Source organism: Streptomyces sp. NPDC002640 (assembly GCF_053592575.1).
Window position 1 is genome coordinate 56,361 of sequence record NZ_JBSFVZ010000030.1, and the last position, 19,846, is coordinate 76,206.

Here is a 19,846-nt window from a genome sequence, read left to right on the forward strand (position 1 = left end):
ACGCGACGGAGGCTGACGGCCACACGGAAGACGGGTGCGCCCCGGACGACGTGTCGTCGCCCGGGGCGCACCCGTCGTGGTGCGGCGGATCAGGCCGCCGGAGCCGGGAAGGTCGGGTACTCCACGCCGGAGACGTGCTGCACCACCCGGACGACCTGGCACGAGTAGCCGAACTCGTTGTCGTACCAGAGGTAGAGGATCGCGTTGTCGCCCTCCACCTTGGTCGCGCCGGCGTCGACGATCGAGGCGTGACGCGAGCCGATGAAGTCGCTGGAGACCGCGTCGGGGGCGCTGATGAAGTCGATCTGCCGCTTCAGCGGCGAGGTCAGCGACACCTCACGCAGGTACTCGAGGACCTCGGCCCGGGAGGTCTCCCGCTTCAGCTGCAGGTTGAGGATGGCGATCGACACGTCCGGGGTGGGGACGCGGATCGAGCTGCCCGTGATGGTCGCCTTGAGGTCCGGCAGGGCCTTCGCCACGGCGGAGGCGGCGCCGGTCTCCGTGATGACCATGTTCAGCGGCGCGGAGCGGCCACGACGGTCGCCCTTGTGGTAGTTGTCCAGCAGGTTCTGGTCGTTGGTGAACGAGTGGATCGTCTCCACGTGACCGCGCAGGACGCCGTACTCGTCCTCCATCGCCTTTAGCGGCGGCACGATCGCGTTGGTCGTGCAGGAGGCGCAGGAGATGATGTCCTCGTCCGGCTTGATCATGTCGTGGTTGACGCCGTGGACGATGTTCGGGACGTCGCCCTTGCCCGGAGCCGTCAGCACGACCTTGTCGATGCCGGGGCGCAGGTGCTGGGAGAGGCCCTCGCGGTCGCGCCACTTGCCGGTGTTGTCGATGAGGATGGCGTTCTTGATGCCGTACTCGGTGTAGTCGACCGACCGGGGCGAGTCCGAGTAGATCACCTGGATCGTGTGGCCGTTGGCGACGATCCGGTTGTTCGCCTCGTCGACGGTGATGGTGCCCTGGAACTGGCCGTGGATCGAGTCGCGGCGCAGCAGCGAGGCGCGCTTGACCAGGTCCCCGTCCCCGCCGTTGCGGACCACGATGGCCTTCAGGCGCAGACCGTTGCCGGAGCCGGCCTTCTCGATGAGCAGGCGGGCCAGCAGACGGCCGATGCGGCCGAAGCCGTAGAGGACGACGTCGCGGCCGTCACGGCGCTCGATCTTGTTCGCGCCGGTGGCGCCGGCGACGGCCTCGGCGGTGAACTCCTCGACCGACAGGCCGCGGTCGTCGGCCTTGTGGGCCACGGCCAGCATGCCGATGTCGATCTGCGAGGGGCCGAGGTCCAGCTGGGTAAGGGCCTGCAGGAACGGCATCGTCTCCACGACCGACAGTTCGCCGCCGACGATCTGCCGGGCGAAACGGTGGGTCTTGAGGATGCTGATGACCGACTTGTTCACCAGGGAGCGGCTGTGGACCAGGACCGTGACGTCCCGCTCGCGGTGCAGCTTCCCGATGATCGGGATCATCGACTCCGCGATCTCCTCGCGGTTCTTCCAGTTGGTGAACGAGTCCTCGGTGGCAGTCACAAGTTCATCTTTCGAGCTAGGCGGCGCTCACATGTTAACCATCTCGAAGGATGGTCGTTCAAGGCGGGGCCCGGCGGGGGGTGCGGGTGGGGTGCGCGTGTCCGGTTCGCCCGGTTGCACGGCTTTTGCGGTGTCGGTGCGCGGCGAAGCGTGTGCGGATGATCACGCGGCGGTTCCCGTGAGGGAGCGGGGTGGCCGCACGCGGCGTGTCAGGGGGGAGGGTGCGGGCGCCTTGGCCGGCACGGGTCCGCAGCGCGGAGCGCACGGGCGGCGTACGGGCCGCCCCTGGGGGCGGAGGGAGGCGGCTTACGCGGTGGCCGCGGGGTGACGGGCGTCGCGACCCGCACCGCCGGGCAACACCGCCGTGCGTCACGGCGACGCCGGCGAACGCGACAGCCGGCGGACGCGACACGTCCCGCGGCGCGGCTCCCTGCCAGTGGTGCCCGCCACACCGGTGGCCGGTGCGGTACCGGCGATACCCGCCCTACCGGTGGCCGGTGCGGTACCGGCGACGACTCGACGTATCAGCGGAGCTCGCCCTGCCGGCGGGCGGTGGCGAGCCGGTGCCGTGGGGCGGGCGGTGCTCCACCGTCACGGCATGCCGTCGGCGGTCGCCGCCCTGCTCGCGGTGCCCGCCGTACCGGCGGGCGGCACCTACCGCCGTGGCTGTCGCACCGGCGGGGCCGGAGGGCGTGGGCCGGGGAGTCGGGGTGTCAGGCCGTGAGGGTCATGAAGCCGCCCCGGGTGGGGCCGCCGTTCATCAGCGCCGGGACGTCGACGACCTCGGGCAGCCGCTCCACGGAGAGGACCACCGCGCCGCCCGCCCGCGCGGCGTCCCCGCACCAGGCGTTCATGTCGGACTCGCCCAGCACCAGCGCCGCGATCGACGGGATGACCGCGCCCTGGTCCCCGGGGCCGTCCACCACGCACGCCGTGTGCTTGGGGAAGATGCTCCACCCCTCACAGGTGGGGAGCGACCGGTCCTCGGTCCCGAGCGGGGGCAGGGCCTCGTGGAACGGCGCACCGCTGAGCAGCAGCAGCGGCGTTGCGCCGGGCACGAACATCGCTTTCTCCGGATCCAGAAGCATCCGCCAACTCTGGCAGGTGGACACCCCGGTTGACCAGCCGCCTCGGGCAACGAACACGGATCAGCCCTCCACCGGGCGCCCGCCGAGCAGCTCGACCGCCCCGGCTCCCCGCTCACGTGCCGCCAGACACTCCCGTACCCGCGCCGCGTCCCGCTCCGGCAGCGCGCCGTCCAGCTCCTCCGCCGGAACCGCCCGCCAGGCCCCCGGGCCGGTGCTCCGGGCCTCGGCCGTCCCGCCGAGCACCCCGCCGTCGTACACGTGCAGCACCTCGGCCGGGAGGCGGGCGCCGTCGTCCCCGCAGGGCGCGCCCTGGAGCCAGTCGACGGCCAGCAGCCCGCCCACCGGCGCGGCGGACCCGAGGTGTTCCCGGGTGGCGCGCAGGGCCGCCCCGCGCGGGGTCCCGCCGGCCTCCACGGCGGCGCAGGGCAGCGCCCAGTCACCGTCCGGCACGGCGCGCACCAGCACCACACGGCCCGCCGGATCCGTGACCAGCACGGCGGCCCCGGTGAACACCTTGGTCCGCAGCGCCCGCAGGTCGCACGGTGTGGGGCGGTCCGGATGCCCGGGCCGCCCCCGGCGGGGCGTGGGCAGACCGACGGCGGAGCCGGGCTGGGGCAGGCCGCCCTCCAGGTGCGCGACCGTGCCCTCGGCCAGGGCCCGCAGCCCGTAGCGGAGCCGGTTGCCGATCTGGGCCGGGAGTACCGCGAGCGCCTCCCGCGGCTCCAGCCAGTGGACCGCGAGGATCTCCCCGTCGGGGAAGCGGATCGCCGCGGCCTGCTCCTCGGTGAGCGGACCGACCGTGAAGACGTGCACGTCCAGCGCCCGGCCGTAGTCGCGGGCCGGGGTGCTGTCCACCGCGACCAGCCGGCCCACCGGCACCTCCGTCAGCCCCAGCTCCTCGGCCAGCTCGCGGGCCGCGCCCCGGCGCGGAGACTCCTGGGCGAGGACCATCCCGCCGGGCAGGCCGTAGGGGGAGCCGCCGCCGTGGTCGTAGGAGTGCTCGGCCACCAGCACCCTGCCGCGCGCGTCGGAGACCAGCGCGGCGGCGGCCATCATCGGCGAGGGCAGCAGCGCGAAGCGGTCCCGCGGGTCCACCGGCACCGCGCGCCCCTGCCGCAGCTGGGCGGTGTGCGACCCCAGGGAGGCCCGCAGCGCCGCCGTCACCCGGCGGCGCAAGGGATCCGGCAGCCTGCGCAGCGCCTCCCGCTCGGGCACGTACTCGACGGCCCGCAGCTCCTCGTGCTGGAGGGACATCCTCTCCACCGGCACCGGCCGGCGCGGGTGCACGGCGTAGACGCAGGCGACGTGGGACCGGCCGTAGACCTCCTTGGGCATGCTGTCGACCGCCAGCAGGCGCCCCACCCGCGCCCCCCGGATCCCGAGCTCCTCCTCGAGCTCGCGCTCGAGGGCGGTCACCGGCTCCTCGTCGTCGACCATGCCGCCGGGCAGGTCCCAGCCCTCCTTGTACGAGGGGTCGACCAGCAGGATGCGGCCGTCCTCGTCGCGGATCAGCGCGTCCGCGGCCATCACGGGGGCCGGGTGCACCGCCAGGTAGGCCGCGAGGTCGGCCGGATCGGCCGCGGGCTGGGTCGTCGGGGGCTGGGTCGTCGCGGACTGGGTCGTCGTCATGGAGAGTCCTCCACCGGGCGCCGCATGCGGCGTCTCCTCCCGTCGAACGAATGTGTGCTCGTCAGGGGCAACGAGTGGAGGTGACCGTGCGTAACGGCTGGTTTCGGACGTTCTCGCCGGGTCAGGCCCTGACCGGGGCGGGCCCCGCCGTCACCAGGTGTCGACGAACCGCCCCTCCCCGGGCGCGTCCCACCCGGCCGCGTTCGACCCCGTCGCGTCCCGCCCCGTCGCGTCCCGCCCCGCCGCGCCGCCGTCCAGCGCGGAGACGATCCACGCGCGGGAGGAGGCCGGGTCGATCACCGCGTCGATCTCCAGCGCGGCCGCCGCGTTCACCGCCTTGCCCCGCTCGTGGAGCTCGGCCACCCGCGCCTCGAAGGCCCGCTGCCGCTCGGCCGGGTCCTCGATCGCCTCCAGCTCGCGGCGGAAGCCCAGCCGGACCGCGCCCTCGAGCCCCATCCCGCCGAACTCCCCGCTGGGCCAGGCCGCGGTCGCCACCGGAGCCCGGGTCGAACCGCCGAGCATGGCCATCGCGCCCAGCCCGTACGCCTTGCGCAGCACGAGACCCACCAGCGGCACCCGCAGGTTGGCGCCGGTGACGAAGAGCCGGGAGAAGTGCCGGACCGTGGCCGTGCGTTCGGCGTCGGGACCCACCATGAAGCCGGGGGTGTCGCAAAGCGAGACCACCGGCAGCCCGAAGGCGTCGCACAGGTGGAGGAAGCGTGCCGCCTTGTCGGCCGCGTCCCGGTCGATCGCGCCGCCCAGGTGCGCCGGGTTGCTGGCGAGCAGGCCCAGCGGCCGCCCCTCGACCCGCACCAGGCAGGTCAGGATCCCCACCCCGAACTCCGGCCGCAGTTCCAGCACCGAGCCGGTGTCCGCCAGGCCCCGCACCGCCGCGCGCACGTCGTAGGCGCGGCGCCGGTTCTCCGGGACGACCCGCCGCAGCAGCCGTGGATCCGGGGCCTCCCACTCGTCGGCCGGGCCGTGGAAGTAGGACAGGTACCGCCGTGCCACCCGGACCGCCTCGGCCTCGTCGGCGACGGCGACGTCCACCACCCCGTTGGGAACCTGGACCGACAGCGGACCGACCTCCTCGGGCCGGTACACCCCGAGTCCGCCACCCTCGATCATCGCCGGCCCGCCCATGCCGATGGTGGCCTCGGGCGTCGCGATCACCACGTCGCAGCAGCCCAGCAGGGCCGCGTTCCCGGCGAAGCAGCGTCCCGAGGCGATGCCCACCAGCGGCACCCGGCCGCTGAGCCGCCCCATGCTGTGGAAGGTGGTGACGTTCAGCCCCGCCACCGCCGTCGAGTCGGTGTCCCCCGGCCGCCCGCCGCCCCCCTCGGCGAACAGCACGACCGGCAGCCGCCGCCTGCCCGCCAGCTCCAGCATGCGGTCGGTCTTGCGGTGGTTGTTCATCCCCTGCGTCCCGGCCAGCACCGTGTAGTCGTACGACATCACCACGCAGGGCCGTCCGTCGATCCGCCCCGTGCCGGTGACCATGCCGTCCGCCGGGGTGGAGCGCATCAGGTCGTCCAGGGAACGCCTCTGCCGCTGCGCCGCCAGGGCCAGCGCGCCGAACTCGGTGAAACCGCCCTCGTCGCACAGGTCGGCGATGTTCTCCCGAGCCGTCCGCCGCCCCTGCGCGTGCCGCTTCGCCACCGCCTCCGGGCGGTTGCCGTCCAGGCCGAAGGCGTGCCGGGCGATCGCCTCCGCCAGGTCGGCGCGCACCTCGTCCGGATCGCCCTGCTCCTCGGTCTCCGCCTCGCCGGTCTCCGCGCCCGAGGGGTCCAGCAGAGCGAGGACGTCCCCCTCGGTCACCGTCACGCCCGGCCGCACCCGCAGCGCGCGCAGCCGCCCCGAGCAGGGGGCGGTGACCAGGTGCTCCATCTTCATCGCCTCCAGGACCAGCACCTGCCGCCCCGCCCGCACCTCCTCGCCCGGCGCGACGTCGACCTGCACCACCGTGCCGCTCATCGGCGCCGTCACCACACCGGCACCGCCCGGGCCCGTCGCCGGCCCCTCCGCCTCCTCCGCCTCCACCGGCGCCACGGCCCGCGCGCACCGCTCCACGGCGTCCGGCAGGGTCCAGAACTCCGGTTGCGCCAGGACGGCCCGCAGCAGCGGGACGTTGGTGCGCACCCCCTCCACGGCGAACTCGCCCAGCGCCCGCCGGGCCCGCGCGCAGGCCGCCTCCACGGGCCCCGACGGCACGTGCGCCACCACCTTGGCCAGCAGCGGGTCGTACCGCACGCCGATCTCCGTACCGGCCCGCGAGGCCGTGTCCACCCGGACACCCGGGCCGGACGGCAGGTCGAAGCGGGTGATCCGGCCCGCCGACGGCCGCGTCGTGCCGTCCGGCGCGGTCACCTCCGCGTACACCCGCGCCTGCACGGCGAACCCGCGCGGGGCCGGCGGCCGGGACAGGCCCAGATCCGCCAGGGTCTCACCGGCCGCCAGCCGCAACTGCGCGGCCACCAGGTCCACGCCGGTCACCTCCTCGGTGACCGTGTGCTCCACCTGCAGACGAGGGTTGGCCTCGATGAACCGGAACTCCCCGTCCCGCACCAGGAACTCGAAGGTGACCAGCCCCGAGCTCCCGGTGGCGCGGGCCATGCCCAGCGCGGCGTCCCGCATCGACTCCCGCAGGGCGGACGGGAGTCCGGGTGCGGGAGCCGTCTCGACCAGCTTCTGGCGACGCCGCTGGGCGGTGCAGTCCCGGTCCCACAGGTGGACGACCTCGCCGGCCGCGTCCCCGACCACCTGCACCTCGACGTGGCGGGCCCCCTCCAGCAGCCGCTCCGCGTACAGCTCCTCCCGCCCGAAGCCCTGACGGGCCTCGGAACGGCACCGCCGCCAGGCCTCGTCCAGCTCCCCGGCGTGACGCACCACCCGCATGCCGCGCCCGCCGCCCCCGCCGACCGCCTTGACCATCACCGGGCCGCCCGCCAGCAGGGCCCGCGCCGCCTCGAGCCCCTCCGGGCCCGAACCGCCCTCCGTGCCCGGCAGGACCGGCACCCCTGCCTCCGAGGCCAGCCGCCGGGCACGGGCCTTGTCGCCGAACACCTCCAGCACCTCGGGCGAGGGCCCCACGAACACCAGGCCCGCCGCGGCGCACCGGCGGGCGAACTCCGCGTCCTCGCTGAGGAATCCGTAACAGGGATGGACGAAACCGCAGCCCGTGCGCAGTGCCGCCGCCACCAGCCCCGCCGCGTCCAGGTAGCCCCCCGGCACCGGCACCGCCTCGTCGGCCGCCCCGAGGTGCGCCTCGTCGCCCTCGGCGTACGCCGCGACGGTCCGCCACCCGAGCTCCGAGGCCGCGCGCAGCACCCGCACCGCGATCTCCCCGCGGTTGGCGACCAGTACGGCGGCAGAACCCATCAACGCGCTCCCAGGGACGGCGCGGTCACCCGCGCGAAGAACAACGACGGACAACGACGGACGACGACGGACGACGGAGCCGACCGGCTCCGCCATGCTCGTCGACCGCCTCCGCCATGCTCCCCGGGCGTCGGGCGAGGGGTCAATGTGCGGCCGTACAGCGTGCCCCGCCGAACGACGTCATTCATCACACCGGCAAGCGGACAGGAACCGTCCGCCGCGGACGGCAGGCTGGCCGCATGACGGAACGCCTCACCCGCCGACGCCTCAACCGCGCCACCCTCGCCCGCCAGTTGCTCGTCGCACGGGCCGAACTCTCCGCCGAGGCGGTGATCGAGCAGGTGGCCGGGGTCCAGGCGCAGGACCCCGAACCCCCGTACATCGGGCTCTGGAACAGGATCGACGGCTTCCGCAAGGAAGACCTCGCCACCCTGCTGGAGGTCCGCACCGTGGTGCGCGCCACCCTCCACCGGGGCACCCAGCACCTGGCGACCGCCGAGGACTACCTGTGGCTGCGGCCCACCCTGGAACCGATGCTGCGGGTATGGCGCAAGGGGGCCTTCGGGCGGCTCACCGCCGGCGTCGCCCCGGAGGACCTCGCCGAGGGCGCCCGCAGCGAACTGTCCGGACGGATCGTCCCCCGCCCCGAACTGGGCCGCGCGCTGGCCGCCCGCTGGCCCGGACACGACCCGGTGGCCCTGGCACGCTCGGTCCAGGCCCTGCTGCCGGTGCTGCACCCCCCGCCGGACGGACTGTGGGGACGGCGCGGACCCACCCCGTTCGCCCTGGCGGAGGACTGGCTCGGCCGCGCCCCCGCGGACGCGCCCGACCCGGCCCGGCTGGTCCGGCGCCACCTGGCCGCCTTCGGGCCGGCCACCGTGAAGGACGTGCAGGCCTGGAGCGGGGTCACCCGGCTGCGCGAGGTGGTCGAGGAACTGCGGCCCGAGCTACGGGAGTTCCGCGGGGAGGACGGCGAGGAACTGCTCGATCTCCCCGACGCGCCGCTGCCCGACGAGGACCTGCCCGTCCCGGTGCGCTTCCTCGCCCTGCTGGACGACGTGGTCCTGGCCCACGCCGACCGCTCCCGGCTGATGACCGCCGAGCGGCGCCGGCACCTGGTGGTCGAACCGGCGCTGCTGGTCGACGGCTTCGTCCGCGGCCTGTGGTCCCTGGCCCGGGAACCGGACGGCAGAGCGGTCCTCACCGTGCGGCTGTTCTCCCCGCTCACCCGCCGCGAGCGCGAGGAGACCGCCGAGGAGGGCGCCGCCCTGCTCCGGTTCGCCGCGCCGGAGGCGGACCGCCACGACATCCGGTTCACCCCCGTCGGGTGACGGCCGCCCGGCGTGCCGCGGTGAGCCCGTGAGCCGCGCCGGGTATTACCGGCGGTCGCCGCGTGTCCTGCGAGCCCGGTGGGCGTTACCCGGGGCGGAAGAACAGCGGCCGACGAGAGGGCTGGCCATGGCAGACGGAAACCCGCGCGGCGGCGCGCCGGGCACGGCGGGACGCGGCGACCTCACGGTGGGCGTGGTCGTCGCCCGGACAGGACGGCTGGCGACCCTCGGGGATCCGCTCGACTTCGCGCTGGAACGCCTGGGCCCCGTGCTCTCGGCGGCCGGGCCGGGCGGCCGCCGGATCCGCCTGGCGGGCCGGGACAGCCGGTCCACCGCCGAGGGCGCCCGGCAGGCCGTCGCCGAGCTGATCCGGGACGAGGGCGCCGTCCTGGTGCTCACCCTGGCGGGCACCGAGGTGCTGCCGGCCGTCGCCGACGCCTGCGAGGCGGCCGGGACGCCGTGCGTCTCCAGCACCTTCCCGTGGCAGGTCTACTACTACGGCCGCGGCGCGGACGACGCCCGGCCGTTCGCGAGGACCTTCCACTTCTGCTGGGGTCTGGACGACATCGCCGCAACCTTCGCCGACCTCTGGGAGCTGGCCGGCGGCCCCGGACGCACCGTCGGCTGCCTCTGGAACGACGGCCCGCAGGGCGCCTGGTCGCGTCACGAGCGCCACGGCTTCGCCCCCGCCGCCCGCGCACGGGGCCACCGGCTGGTCGACCCCCCGGCGTACGCCGAGCCCGCCGCCGCGTTCGACGGCCACCTGACGGCCTTCCGGGAGGCGGGCGCCGACATCGTCACCAGCGCCGCCACCGCCCGGGACCTCGGCCGCTTCCGCGAGCTGGCGGCCCACGCCGGATGGACGCCCCGGCTGATCACCTGCTCCCGCTGGCTCGCCTACCCGCCCACCACCTCGGGCACCTACGGCCCGCCGGCCCAGACCGGGGTGGGCACCCTGGTCTACTGGTCGCCCGCCCACCCCTACCGCTCCTCCCTGGACGGCACCACCGCGGCCGAGCTCGCCGAGGCGTACGAGCAGCGCACCGGGCGCCAGTGCCCCCAGCCGCTCGGTCTCGCCCACGCCCTGTTCGAGGTCGCCGCCCACGCGCTGCGCACGGCGGACGACCCCGAGGACCCGGAGGCGGTCGCCGCCGCCCTGCGGCGCACGGATGTGGAGACCATGGCCGGACGGCTCGACTGGACGTCGGGGCCGGTTCCCAACGTCGCCGAGGTCGCGCTCGCCGGCGGGCAGTGGCAGCCCGGGGAGCGGCACGGCCTCGAGCTGGCGATCGTGACCCCCGGCCGGATCGAGGGGCTGAGGCCCACGGCGGACCTGCTCCCGGCCGCCGCCGGAGCCCTCGTCCGGTAGGACGCCGGCGGCCCGGGGCGGCCCAGGGCGGCCCGGCGGCGACGCCGGCGGTCCGGGGCGGGGGTACGGGGTCAGGCCGGGACGACGCGCACGAACACCCCGCGCCGCGGCTCACCGTCGCCGGTCCACCCGGCGACGACCCCCGCGGCCGCCCCGTCCGCGTCCACGTCCGCCGCGGTCCCGTCGAGGAGCCGGAGCACCCGCAGGGTCACGCCGTCCAGCCGGACGTCCGTCCAGCCGTCGCCGTCCAGCGCCGACGCCCGCCCCTGCGCCCCGCCCGGCAGCGGCCCGCCGTACGAGGCCACCACCGAGGGGTCCGGCGTGTCGCTCAGGCTCTGCGCCTGCGGCACCGCGCGCCCGGCCAGCAGCGCGACGATCTGCTCCACGGCCACCGGGTCACGGGTCGCGTCGTACACCCAGCGGGTGCCCAGCACACCGTGCTCGGAGGTGCCGATCAGGGCCTGCTCGGCACCCTCCAACGGGGCCGCGCGATAGGTCATCGGCTGGTGGTAGACGGTGCCGTCGGCGTCCTCGAACACCGCGAACTCGATTCCCACCTCGCCCGCCGGGTCGTCCAGGCGGAAGCCGCCCGCCCGCTCCAGCCGAGGGGCGCCCGAACCCCGGTACCAGGGGCGGCCGGGCAGCCACGCGGTCACCAGCTCCAGCTTGGTGGGAGCCATCGTCGTTCTGTGAATGACTGACATGGCGTCATCATTCCAGGCACTCCGTGGTGCCGCGCTGCAGGAGCTGTGGACGTTTCGCGGTGCGGCCGCCCCGCAGGCCCGGCCCGGCGGCCCGGCACCGGTCCTCCGTCAGCCCTCCTGCTTCCCCATGACCCGTGCCGCGGCCTCGCTCTCCGCCGCCGGGACGGAGAGCTCGCTCAAGGTGTCCAGGTCGTGGTCCTCGGCGAGCTCCGCCTCCCAGGCAGCGGCGAGCCGCTCCTGCTCCTCGCGGGGGCGCCGCTCCACGTCCCGGCGGTGCTCCGGACTCAGGGCGTTCAGGAACCGTCCGACGGTGTCGGTCGTCATTCGTCCTCCTCGGTCACTCGGCTCCGGGCCGCGCCGGTCCGCGGCGGCGGCCCGCGAGGCGATCGTGCCCCCACCCGGCGCCACGGGCGGCGGCGGCGCGCCGACGGCCCACGCCACCGGACCGATCACCGGACGGACGGCCCCGGGAAGAGGGAACATGGCAGGGTGACCACCGTTCCAGGCATCGACCCCCGCGGCACCCGGCACTGCGAGACCTCGACCCTCGGCGTGCTGCTGCGCCACCGGGGGACCGAGCTGTCCGAGCCCATGCTGTTCGGACTCGGCTCCGGGCTGTCCTTCGTCTACTGGGACAGCAGGAACATGGGTTTCCCCTTCCTCGGCGGACGCGTCAAGCCCTTCGAGCTCACCCGCAACCTCGCCGCCAACCTCGGGCTGGAACTCGACGTCAAGGAGACGACCTCCCCCCGCAAGGCGTGGCAGAACGTGGTGACCGCCGTCGACGCCGGCCACCCGGTGGGCCTCCAGCTGGACAGCCACCACCTCGAATACTTCACCACCCGCGCGCACTTCGGCGGGCACGTCGTCGCCCTGTACGGCTACGACGACCACCACGCCCTGCTGGTCGACACCGACCAGCAGGGCGGCGCCGTCTCCACCTCGCTGGACAGCCTCGCCGCCGCGCGGGCGGAGCGCGGTCCGATGACCGCCCGGCACCGGTCGTTCACCCTCACGGTCCCCGAGGGCGCCCCCTCGCCGGAGAGCCGGATCGTGCCCGCCGTCACGGCCTGCGCCGATGCCTTCCTCCACCCGCCCATCGCCAACCTCGGCCACCGCGGGATCGCCAAGGCCGGCAAGCTGGTGCGGACCTGGCTGCGGCGCACCGACCACCCGGAGCGGGACCTGCCCCAGGCCGCCCTGCTGATGGAGCGGGCCGGCACCGGCGGCGCCCTCTTCCGCAACCTCTACCGGGACTTCCTCGCCGACTGCGCCCGGACGCTCGACAGCCCCCGGCTCGACGCGGGCCTCGCCCGGTACACCGAGGCGGCCGCCCTCTGGACGCGTGCCGCCGACCTGATCGGCGAGGCCGGGCGGACACGCGACGAACGGTTCCTGGCCGAGGCGGGGGACCTGCTCCTCGAGCTCTCCGGCCTGGAGCGGGCGGCGATGGAGGACCTGAGCCGCCTGCCCTGACGGCGTCGGGCAGGCGGCCCGCGGGCGTCGGCGGTCTTCCCCGCCGCGCGATCAGTCCCGTTCCCGCGTCCACCCGTCGGCGTCCGCCCGGGCCAGGTCGGCCGGACGGGAGTCGGAGTACAGCAGGGAGTCCCCGGCGGTGACCTTCTGCGCGCCCACGTAGACCCCGCGGCCCACGTAGCGCGCGTCGGTGGTGTACCGCCAGCGCACGACCGTGGAACGGGCGGACGGCAGCTCGGCGGCGAAACGGTGCCAGACGCGGCCGTTGAACCCGGACACCCGGCCGCCGGCGCGTTCCACGTCCTCGCCGCGCGGGGCGCGGGTGGTGAACGGCAGCGGGTTCCAGGTGGCGCCGTCGTCCGTGGAGACCTCGGCCCGCAGCACGTCCCAGGTGGCCTCGGTGTCCCACCACAGGTCGCCGGTGAGCCGCGCGCCCGCCGAGGTGTCGAGGGCGGGCAGCGTCAGCGAGGCGGTCGAGGCCGTGGTCATGCCGCCGAACCACGCCGCGTCGCCGTGCGCCGGCCGCACCGGGACCGCGCGCGCCATCCGCTCGCCCGCCGCCTGACGGGGCGCCGACCCGGAACGCCAGGTGCGCACCGGGTGGACCGAGTTGCCGAGCAGGATCAGGAACGCGTCCGTCGTGGGGTCGAGCACGATGCAGGTGCCGGTGAACCCGGTGTGCCCGGCGGTGCGCGGCGTGGCCATGGCGCCCATGTACCAGCGCTGGTCCAGCTCGAAGCCCAGCCCGTGGCTGTTGCCGGGGAACGCGGTGTTGAAGTCGCTGAACAGCAGCTCCACCGACTCCTCCGACAGCACCCGGACCCGGCCGTACACGCCGCCGTTCAGGAGGGTCCGGGCCAGCACCGCCAGGTCCCAGGCGCAGGAGAACACACCGGCGTGACCGGCCACGCCGCCCATCGCGAAGGCGTTCTCGTCGTGCACCTCGCCCCACACCAGGCCCCGGTCCAGACCCGCCCACGGCGGCCGGGAGACCTCGGTCGCGGCGATCCGGGGCCGCCAGTCGGCGGGCGGGTTGTAACGGGTGCGGGTCAGTCCCAGCGGGCCGGTGACCTCCTCCGCGAGCAGCACGTCCAGCGGCCTGCCGGTGACCCGCTCCAGGACCAGCTGGAGGGTGATCAGACTGAGGTCGGAGTACCGGTAGACGGTCCCCGGCGGGTCGGTGGGCGCCACCGCCCACAGCGCCTTCAGCATCGACTCGCGGTCCGGCTGCCGGTAGAGGGCGATCCAGGCCGGCATGCCCGAGGTGTGGGTGAGCAGGTGACGGATGGTGACGTCCTGCTTGCCGCCGCCCGCGAACTCCGGGACGTAGCGCGCGGCGGGCGCCTCCAGCTCGATCCGGCCCCGCTCGATCTGCTGCACGACCAGCAGCGACGTGAAGAGCTTGGAGAGGGAGGCCAGGTCGTAGACGGTGTCCGGAGTGGCGTCGATCTGCTCCTCGGGCGGGAACTCCACGGCCTCGCCCGTGGCCGCGTCGTAGTCGGCGTACCGGACCGCCTTGCCGACCGCGGTCTCCAGCGCGACCGTGCCGCCGCGCCCGGCGAGGACCACGGCGCCCGCCCAGTAGGGGCGGGTGGGGGAGGGGCCGAGGTACCGCTCGGCCACCGCGGTGATCTCCGCGAGGCGGCCTGGGAGGAGCCCGGCCCGGGCGGCGGAACCCCGCCGCAGCGTCGGCCGGCGGGAGGCCGTGCCCGCCGCCGCGTCGTCCTCCGCGCCGCCGGCCGCCGAGGCCGTGCCACCGCCCAGGGGCGCCACCACCACCGCACCTCCCAGGGCCAGGGCCCCTGCTCCGAACCGGCGTCTGCTGATCCATCTGCGCTGCACAGGACCTCCGAAAGAATCTTTCACCACGACCCTCGGGCGCTGAAACCTTCCTTCCGTGGCCGTGAGCTGTCAATAGGGCGTGCCGCGGTGCCGGTGGGGCCGGTGGGAGAACGGCCGCGGCCCGTCCGGAGGAGTCCGGACGGGCCGCGGCGGGCAGGGGCCGAGCCGGTGGTTACTTGCGGCCCTTCTTGACGTCGATGCGCACGATCTGCGGGTCGTGGTCGCTCGCCTGGTCCGCGAACTCCGCGTTCAGGTGCACGATGTCGTAGTCGTAGGCGACCACCGACGGGCTGACCAGGGTCTGGTCCAGCGTCTGGGAGTTGCCGTCGAAGACGTAGGTGTAACGCTCCTCCTCGGGCAGCGTGTTCACCAGCGGCGTCAGCAGGGAGCCGTCGCCGGTCATGATCTCGGTGGTCCTCGAGAACTGGAAGTCGTTGATGTCGCCGAGGACGACCACCTTCGCCTTCGGGTCGGCCTCCAGCAGCTCCGCGACGAACGCCCGGACCTCCTCCGCCTGCTGGTGGCGCTGCGTCTCAGAGGAGCGGGAGGGCTCCTGGTAGCGGCCGTGCAGCGGGGCGTCGCCGCCCTTGGAGGCGAAGTGGTTGGCGATCACGAAGACCCGCTCGCCGTGGAACTTGAACTCGCCGACCAGCGGCTTGCGGCTGTTCTCCCAGGCGGCGCTCGCCGGGTCGATGCGGCCCGGGGAGACGCTCAGCGCGGCGCCCTTGCGGGTGTCGACGACCTCGGTGGCGGTGGTCGCGTCGCCGCCGGGACGGTCGGTGAAGGCGATGCGCTCCTCGTTGTGGAGGAAGACCTGACGGATGTTGCCGCCGGGCTCGCCGCCGTCCGCCTTGTCCTCCGGGGCGATGTAGCGCCAGGTGTAGCGCGGGCCGCCGGCCGCGACGATCGCGTCGGTGAAGCGGGTCAGGGTCTGCTCGGAGGTGACGGTGCCGTCGTCCGTGGCGCCGTTGTCGTCCTGGATCTCCTCCAGCGCGACGACGTCCGGGGCGGCCAGGTTGACCGCGATGCCCTCGGCCAGGCGGTCGAACTTCTCCTGTGGGTCCAGGGCGTCGAGGTTCTCCACGTTGTACGTGGCGATCGCCAGCTCCTTGCCGAGCTGCGGGCGGGTCACCTCGCGCTCCAGGCCGCCGGAGACGTGCGTGCCCAGGGTGGTGGCCATCAGGGTGTAGCCGCCGTAGGAGTCGTAGTCCAGCGGGCCGGTGGTGGCACCCTCCAGCTCGTCGCCGACGTTGGCCTCGGGCACCTCGGGGCCGAGCGACTCGACCTTGACGCGGCCGGAGTTCTGGCCGTCGTAGCCCAGGTAGACCGTGCCGCCGCGCACCGAGGGGTTCTCCTCGGGCTTGGCGGTGACCCACACCTCGGCGTACTCGGTGGTCGCGCCGACCACCCGGGCGTCGTTCACCTGGACCCGCATGCCCTCGGAGGCCTCGAAGAAGTCCAGGGCGTACACGGCCGGTTCGAGCGGCAGGTTCTCGATGGAGCCGCCGCCGGCCTCCGGGGTGTATTCGTCGGGCAGGTTGGCCGGGCCGAGCACGATCGGCGCCGGAAGCGCGTTGCCGGAGGAGACCACCGAGGTCTTCGGACCGGAGATCTGGGTGATCGACTGGGTGGTGCTGCTCGGCGCGTACTCGGCGACCTTGCCGCTGACCAGCACGCTGTCGCCGGTCCGCACGGCCGGGGCGGCGGAGCCGGTGTAGACGAAGACCGCCTCGCTGGTGCGGGCGTCGGCGTCGGCCTGGGTGTCCTGGATCCAGAAGCCCTTGGAGCCGCTTTCGCGCACGCCGATCACGATGCCGGGCACGTTGGTGACCGTGGCGCCGGTCATCGGCGAACGGCGGGTGGTGCCCTGGATGTCGTGGACCCGGACGGCGCCGGGCTCGCCCGGACCGCCCGGCTCCTCGCCGCCGCCACCGGTGCCCGGGGTCTGGCCCGCCGCGTTGACCGGGGTGGGCGAACCGGCCGTCAAGTCCGCGGAGTTGTCGTCGGTGTCCGCCAGGGAGGCGGCGCGCGCCACCGAGGCGGTGTTGGAGGCGCCGGTGACCGGGCTTCCCTCGCGGACCGCGGCGGTGCCGAAGCCGACCAGGTCCACGATCCGTTCGTCGGTCGCGCAGTCCGCGGCCGTCCTGCAGTCCAGCTCCTCCGTGCCGGCCACCAGGGCGACGGTGCCGTTCGTGCCGCTCATGGCGATCGAACCGGAGGCGTCCGGGGTGGGCAGGGCCGTCGTGCCGCCGGCGCCCTGCGCCTGGCCGATCAGGTAACGGCCGCCCGGGGCTATGGAACCGGCGATCCGCGTGACGCTCCAGCGCGAGGTGGCCGAGGGGGAGCCCGGCAGGTACTGGACGCTGTAGCCGGACAGGTCGACCGCCGTCGAGCCGGCGTTGCCCAGCTCGACGAAGTCCCGGGTGAGCGTGGCGCCGGAGTTGCCGCCACCGCCGTACACCTCGGCGATCACCGCGCCGCCGGAGGGCGTCGCGAAGGCCTGCGGAAGCGGCGTCAGCACGAAGGCGCCGGCCGCCCCCGTCGCCATGAAGGCCTGCGCGGCATGGCGCCAACGCGCTCTCTTGTCACCGGACTTGGGCACGATTCGAACTCCTCGGAAGGAACCCGCCGCGAAGAGCCGCGAACGGGCGGAAATGACACAACGGGTAAGTCGACTCAAGTTACGCGCGTAGAAATCGCACTGCCAAGAGGTAGCGCGTTAATTTTCCGGTATCGCGGGATGAACTGTAGCCGGGGCGGCCTCCACCGGGCAGCGGGGGCCGCCCCCGGTGTGAACGATCGTTCGCACCCTGGCCGGACCGGGAGCCGTGTCGTAGCGTACGGCTCCCGGAAGGCCCGACGGCGTGGGAGGTGCGCGCGATGCCCGGCAACAGGGCGGTGGCCGGAGCACGGAAGATCTCGCGGCCGGGGGAGCGGACGACGGAACGGCCGGGGGAGCGCGCGGAGCCGGCGGCGGACGCCTGCCCCGTGAGCCGGGGCCCCGACGGCGTCTGGCGGGTGACGGGTGTCCAGGAAGCACGCGCGGTGCTGCGGTCCCACGACACCGTGCAGGCCGGTCTCGGCGTCGAGACCACGGAGAAGCTGCCCTCGTTCTACCGCCGCCCGGTCCTCTACCGGGACGGCCCGGAGCACCGCGAGGACCGGCGGCAGACCGCGCGGTTCTTCACGCCCCGCCGGGTCGGCGAGCACTACCGGCCGGTCATGGAACGCGTCGCCGAGGCCCAGTTGACGCGGCTGCGCACGGCCGGCGAGGCCGACCTCACCCACCTCGCCTTCCGCCTCGCCATCGCGGTGGCCGCCGAGGTGATCGGGCTGACCGACTCCCGTCCCGGCATCCGGCGGAGGCTGGAGGCGTTCTTCCCGGACCGGCCCTTCGGCAGGCCCGGCTTCACCAGTGCCGAAGGACTGCGGACCCTCGCGCGCCAGAACCGCAACTGGCTGCGCATCTACGCCGGCGACGTGCGCCCCGCCGTCAGGGCCCGGCGCCACCGGCGGCGCGACGACCTGATCTCCCACCTCCTCGACGAGGGCTGCTCGGCCGGGGAGATCCTCGGCGAGTGCATCACCTTCGCCGCCGCCGGCATGGTCACCACCCGTGAGTTCGTGTCCGTGGCCGCCTGGCACCTGTTCACCGACGCGGAGCTGCTGGCCGTCTACCGCACCGCCGAGGAGCCGGAGCGGCTGGCGCTGCTGCGGGAGATCCTGCGCCTGGAACCGGTGATAGCCACCCTCCGGCGCCGGGCCACCGCGGACCTGGAGCTCGGCGGCGGCGTGCGGATCCCGGCGGGCGCGGTGGTGGAGATCGACGTCGAGGCGGCCAACCTGGACGCCCGCGCGGTGGGGCCCGACCCGGAGCGGCTCTGTCCCGCCCGGGCCGGGCAGGTGGCCCGGGGCGCGGACGCGCCGCCGGTGCTCTCGTTCGGCGACGGGCCGCACCGCTGCCCGGGAGCGGACATCGCGGTGCTGGAGACCGACGTCTTCCTCCGCCGCCTCTTCGCCGAGCCCGGGGTGCGGATGCGCACCGCGCCGCGGGTCTCCTTCCAGCCCGCCCTGGGCAGTTACGAACTGCGCGAGTTCCACGTGGAGATCGCGGACTGACCCGCACGGTCCCGCCACCCGCCGGGTGGCGGGACCGTGCGGGACCGGCGTCAGCAGGTGCCGGCGACCGCCCCGTTGTACCCCGTCCACAGGTACGCGTCGGAGATCCAGGTGCCGTCGCTCAGCCGGTTCCACAGCGAGGTGGTGCCGAAGCGGCCGGTGTGCGTGGTGCCGCTGCGCGAGCAGGAGACGGTGACGAACGCCCCGTCGGCCACCGAGCCGACCGTCGCGTACCCGGTGCCGGGGCCGGACCGCTTGTTCACCGAGCCGCCGCCGTTGGCGTCCACGATGCCCTGGGTCAGGCCCATGGCGCCGTAGTTGTGGAGGGCGGAACCGGTGTTGCGGACCGTCGAGCCGTGCATCGCGTAGCCCTGGTACGAGCCGGTGGCGTAGAAAACCCAGCCGCCGAGACCGTGGTCGGCGATCGGCACGTACGCGTTGTTCTGCCGCAGGCCGAAGTGCACGTGACGGCCGCTCGCGGCGCCGCCGCAGGCCACGTTGGTGCCGGTGTACCCGAGGAAGGCGCCCTGCGAGACGGCGGCCCCGTCGGCGTTGACGTGCCCGGTGAGGTGGTAGTAGTCGGAGGCGTAGCCGCGGTCGTGGACGACCCGGACGAAGCCGGAGCACAGGGTGTACGCGGCGCCCGCGCGGGTGGCCCGGACGGCCTGGTCGCCGCCGGCGAAGTCCACGGAGCTGGAGGGGCCGCTGGCGCCGTCCCACTGGTGCGGACCGCCGGTCATCGTCCAGGCGGCGCCGGTGGACCAGGGGAGGGCCATGCCGGTGCGGTAGTCGCCGTTGGCCAGCGGCCGCACGAAGTCGGCGGTGGAGACGCTGTCCGCGGCGGTGTCGGTGCCGCCGGTGGGGGCGGTGCCCGCGGCGGTGTCGGCGGAGGCGAAGAGCTTCTTCTCCTCGGCGGTCACCACCGGCGAGTCGGCGGCCAGGCCGGCGAAGCCGGGCTCGCCGTCGAAGGCGACCTTCCAGCCGCCGCCCTCCGCCCGGGCCACGAAGATCGCACCGGTGGGAGCGGCGCCCTCCTTCTTCGGCGCCGTCACGACGGCGGTCCCGAAGGCCCAGGTGCCGCCCTTCTCGCGGGTGACCCGGACCAGGGTCCGGTCGGCGGTGGCGCCGCGGCCGGTGAGAGCGGCCTGGCCGAGGAGCTTGTCGGTCACCGCCTCGGTGACCGTGGAGCGGGGTGCGGCCTGTGCGGTTCCGGGTATCGCGAGCCCGGCGGAGGCCAGCGCGAGGACGGCGGTCAGGAACCCCGCCGCGCGTCTGCGATGGAACACGACGTCTCTCCCTACGTCAGGTGGGGGTGGTGCGCCCGGAGGGCCTACTGAGGGTAGGAAGCCGGAACTCCGCCGTCCAGAGCGCGAAT

Annotated in this window: 13 protein-coding genes; 4 read left to right on the top strand and 9 right to left on the bottom strand. The window is 74.6% G+C overall.

Features of this window, described 5'->3' with window-relative positions:
* Positions 1-89: 89 nt before the first annotated feature.
* The 4 genes from ACWD3O_RS30150 to ACWD3O_RS30165 all read right to left on the bottom strand — a co-directional run bounded on the left by ACWD3O_RS30150 (position 90) and on the right by ACWD3O_RS30165 (position 7,630).
* Positions 90-1,535 (bottom strand): glyceraldehyde-3-phosphate dehydrogenase, encoded by a 1,446-nt coding sequence (locus tag ACWD3O_RS30150; RefSeq protein WP_451410093.1) that lies wholly within the window; start codon positions 1,533-1,535, stop codon positions 90-92.
* 713 nt (positions 1,536-2,248) lie between these two features.
* On the bottom strand, positions 2,249-2,623 hold the full coding sequence (locus ACWD3O_RS30155; RefSeq protein ID WP_451410094.1) for a hypothetical protein: 375 nt from the start codon (positions 2,621-2,623) through the stop codon (positions 2,249-2,251).
* A gap of 60 nt (positions 2,624-2,683) precedes the next feature.
* Positions 2,684-4,252 (bottom strand): NUDIX domain-containing protein, encoded by a 1,569-nt coding sequence (locus ACWD3O_RS30160; protein WP_451418091.1) that lies wholly within the window; start codon positions 4,250-4,252, stop codon positions 2,684-2,686.
* 150 nt (positions 4,253-4,402) lie between these two features.
* Positions 4,403-7,630 (bottom strand): carboxyl transferase domain-containing protein, encoded by a 3,228-nt coding sequence (locus ACWD3O_RS30165; protein WP_451418092.1) that lies wholly within the window; start codon positions 7,628-7,630, stop codon positions 4,403-4,405.
* 239 nt (positions 7,631-7,869) lie between these two features.
* Between ACWD3O_RS30165 and ACWD3O_RS30170 the strand changes: the two genes are divergently transcribed.
* Both ACWD3O_RS30170 and ACWD3O_RS30175 read left to right on the top strand, forming a co-directional pair.
* A complete protein-coding gene (locus ACWD3O_RS30170; protein ID WP_451418093.1) occupies positions 7,870-8,961 on the top strand; it encodes a winged helix DNA-binding domain-containing protein in 1,092 nt (363 codons plus the stop codon).
* Between the two features lie 127 nt (positions 8,962-9,088).
* Positions 9,089-10,330 (top strand): ABC transporter substrate-binding protein, encoded by a 1,242-nt coding sequence (locus ACWD3O_RS30175; protein ID WP_451418094.1) that lies wholly within the window; start codon positions 9,089-9,091, stop codon positions 10,328-10,330.
* A 71-nt stretch (positions 10,331-10,401) separates the two neighbouring features.
* On the opposite strand, the gene ACWD3O_RS30180 is transcribed toward ACWD3O_RS30175, so the two are convergent.
* Both ACWD3O_RS30180 and ACWD3O_RS30185 read right to left on the bottom strand, forming a co-directional pair.
* Entirely contained in the window at positions 10,402-11,034 is a 633-nt protein-coding gene (locus ACWD3O_RS30180) for a maltokinase N-terminal cap-like domain-containing protein (protein ID WP_451410099.1), read from the bottom strand.
* 108 nt (positions 11,035-11,142) lie between these two features.
* On the bottom strand, positions 11,143-11,358 hold the full coding sequence (locus tag ACWD3O_RS30185) for a hypothetical protein (protein ID WP_451418095.1): 216 nt from the start codon (positions 11,356-11,358) through the stop codon (positions 11,143-11,145).
* A gap of 165 nt (positions 11,359-11,523) precedes the next feature.
* Here ACWD3O_RS30185 and ACWD3O_RS30190 point away from each other — a divergent pair, with 165 nt between their 5' ends.
* The gene (locus tag ACWD3O_RS30190) at positions 11,524-12,510 is read left to right on the top strand and encodes a BtrH N-terminal domain-containing protein (protein ID WP_451418096.1); all 987 of its coding nucleotides are present in this window, start codon (positions 11,524-11,526) and stop codon (positions 12,508-12,510) included.
* Between the two features lie 51 nt (positions 12,511-12,561).
* On the opposite strand, the gene ACWD3O_RS30195 is transcribed toward ACWD3O_RS30190, so the two are convergent.
* Both ACWD3O_RS30195 and ACWD3O_RS30200 read right to left on the bottom strand, forming a co-directional pair.
* Positions 12,562-14,379: a serine hydrolase gene (locus ACWD3O_RS30195; RefSeq protein ID WP_451418097.1), complete on the bottom strand. Its 1,818-nt coding sequence runs from the start codon at positions 14,377-14,379 to the stop codon at positions 12,562-12,564.
* Between the two features lie 145 nt (positions 14,380-14,524).
* Complete coding sequence (locus ACWD3O_RS30200; RefSeq protein ID WP_451418110.1) at positions 14,525-16,900, bottom strand: lamin tail domain-containing protein; 2,376 nt, start codon at positions 16,898-16,900, stop codon at positions 14,525-14,527.
* Between the two features lie 332 nt (positions 16,901-17,232).
* On the opposite strand from ACWD3O_RS30200, the gene ACWD3O_RS30205 reads away from it, so the two are divergent.
* Complete coding sequence (locus ACWD3O_RS30205; RefSeq protein ID WP_451418098.1) at positions 17,233-18,471, top strand: cytochrome P450; 1,239 nt, start codon at positions 17,233-17,235, stop codon at positions 18,469-18,471.
* 50 nt (positions 18,472-18,521) lie between these two features.
* Here ACWD3O_RS30205 and ACWD3O_RS30210 read toward each other — a convergent pair whose 3' ends face one another.
* Positions 18,522-19,757 carry a peptidoglycan DD-metalloendopeptidase family protein gene (locus ACWD3O_RS30210; RefSeq protein ID WP_451418099.1) on the bottom strand — a complete coding sequence of 412 codons (1,236 nt, stop codon included), beginning with the start codon at positions 19,755-19,757 and terminating at the stop codon, positions 18,522-18,524.
* Positions 19,758-19,846 lie beyond the last annotated feature (89 nt).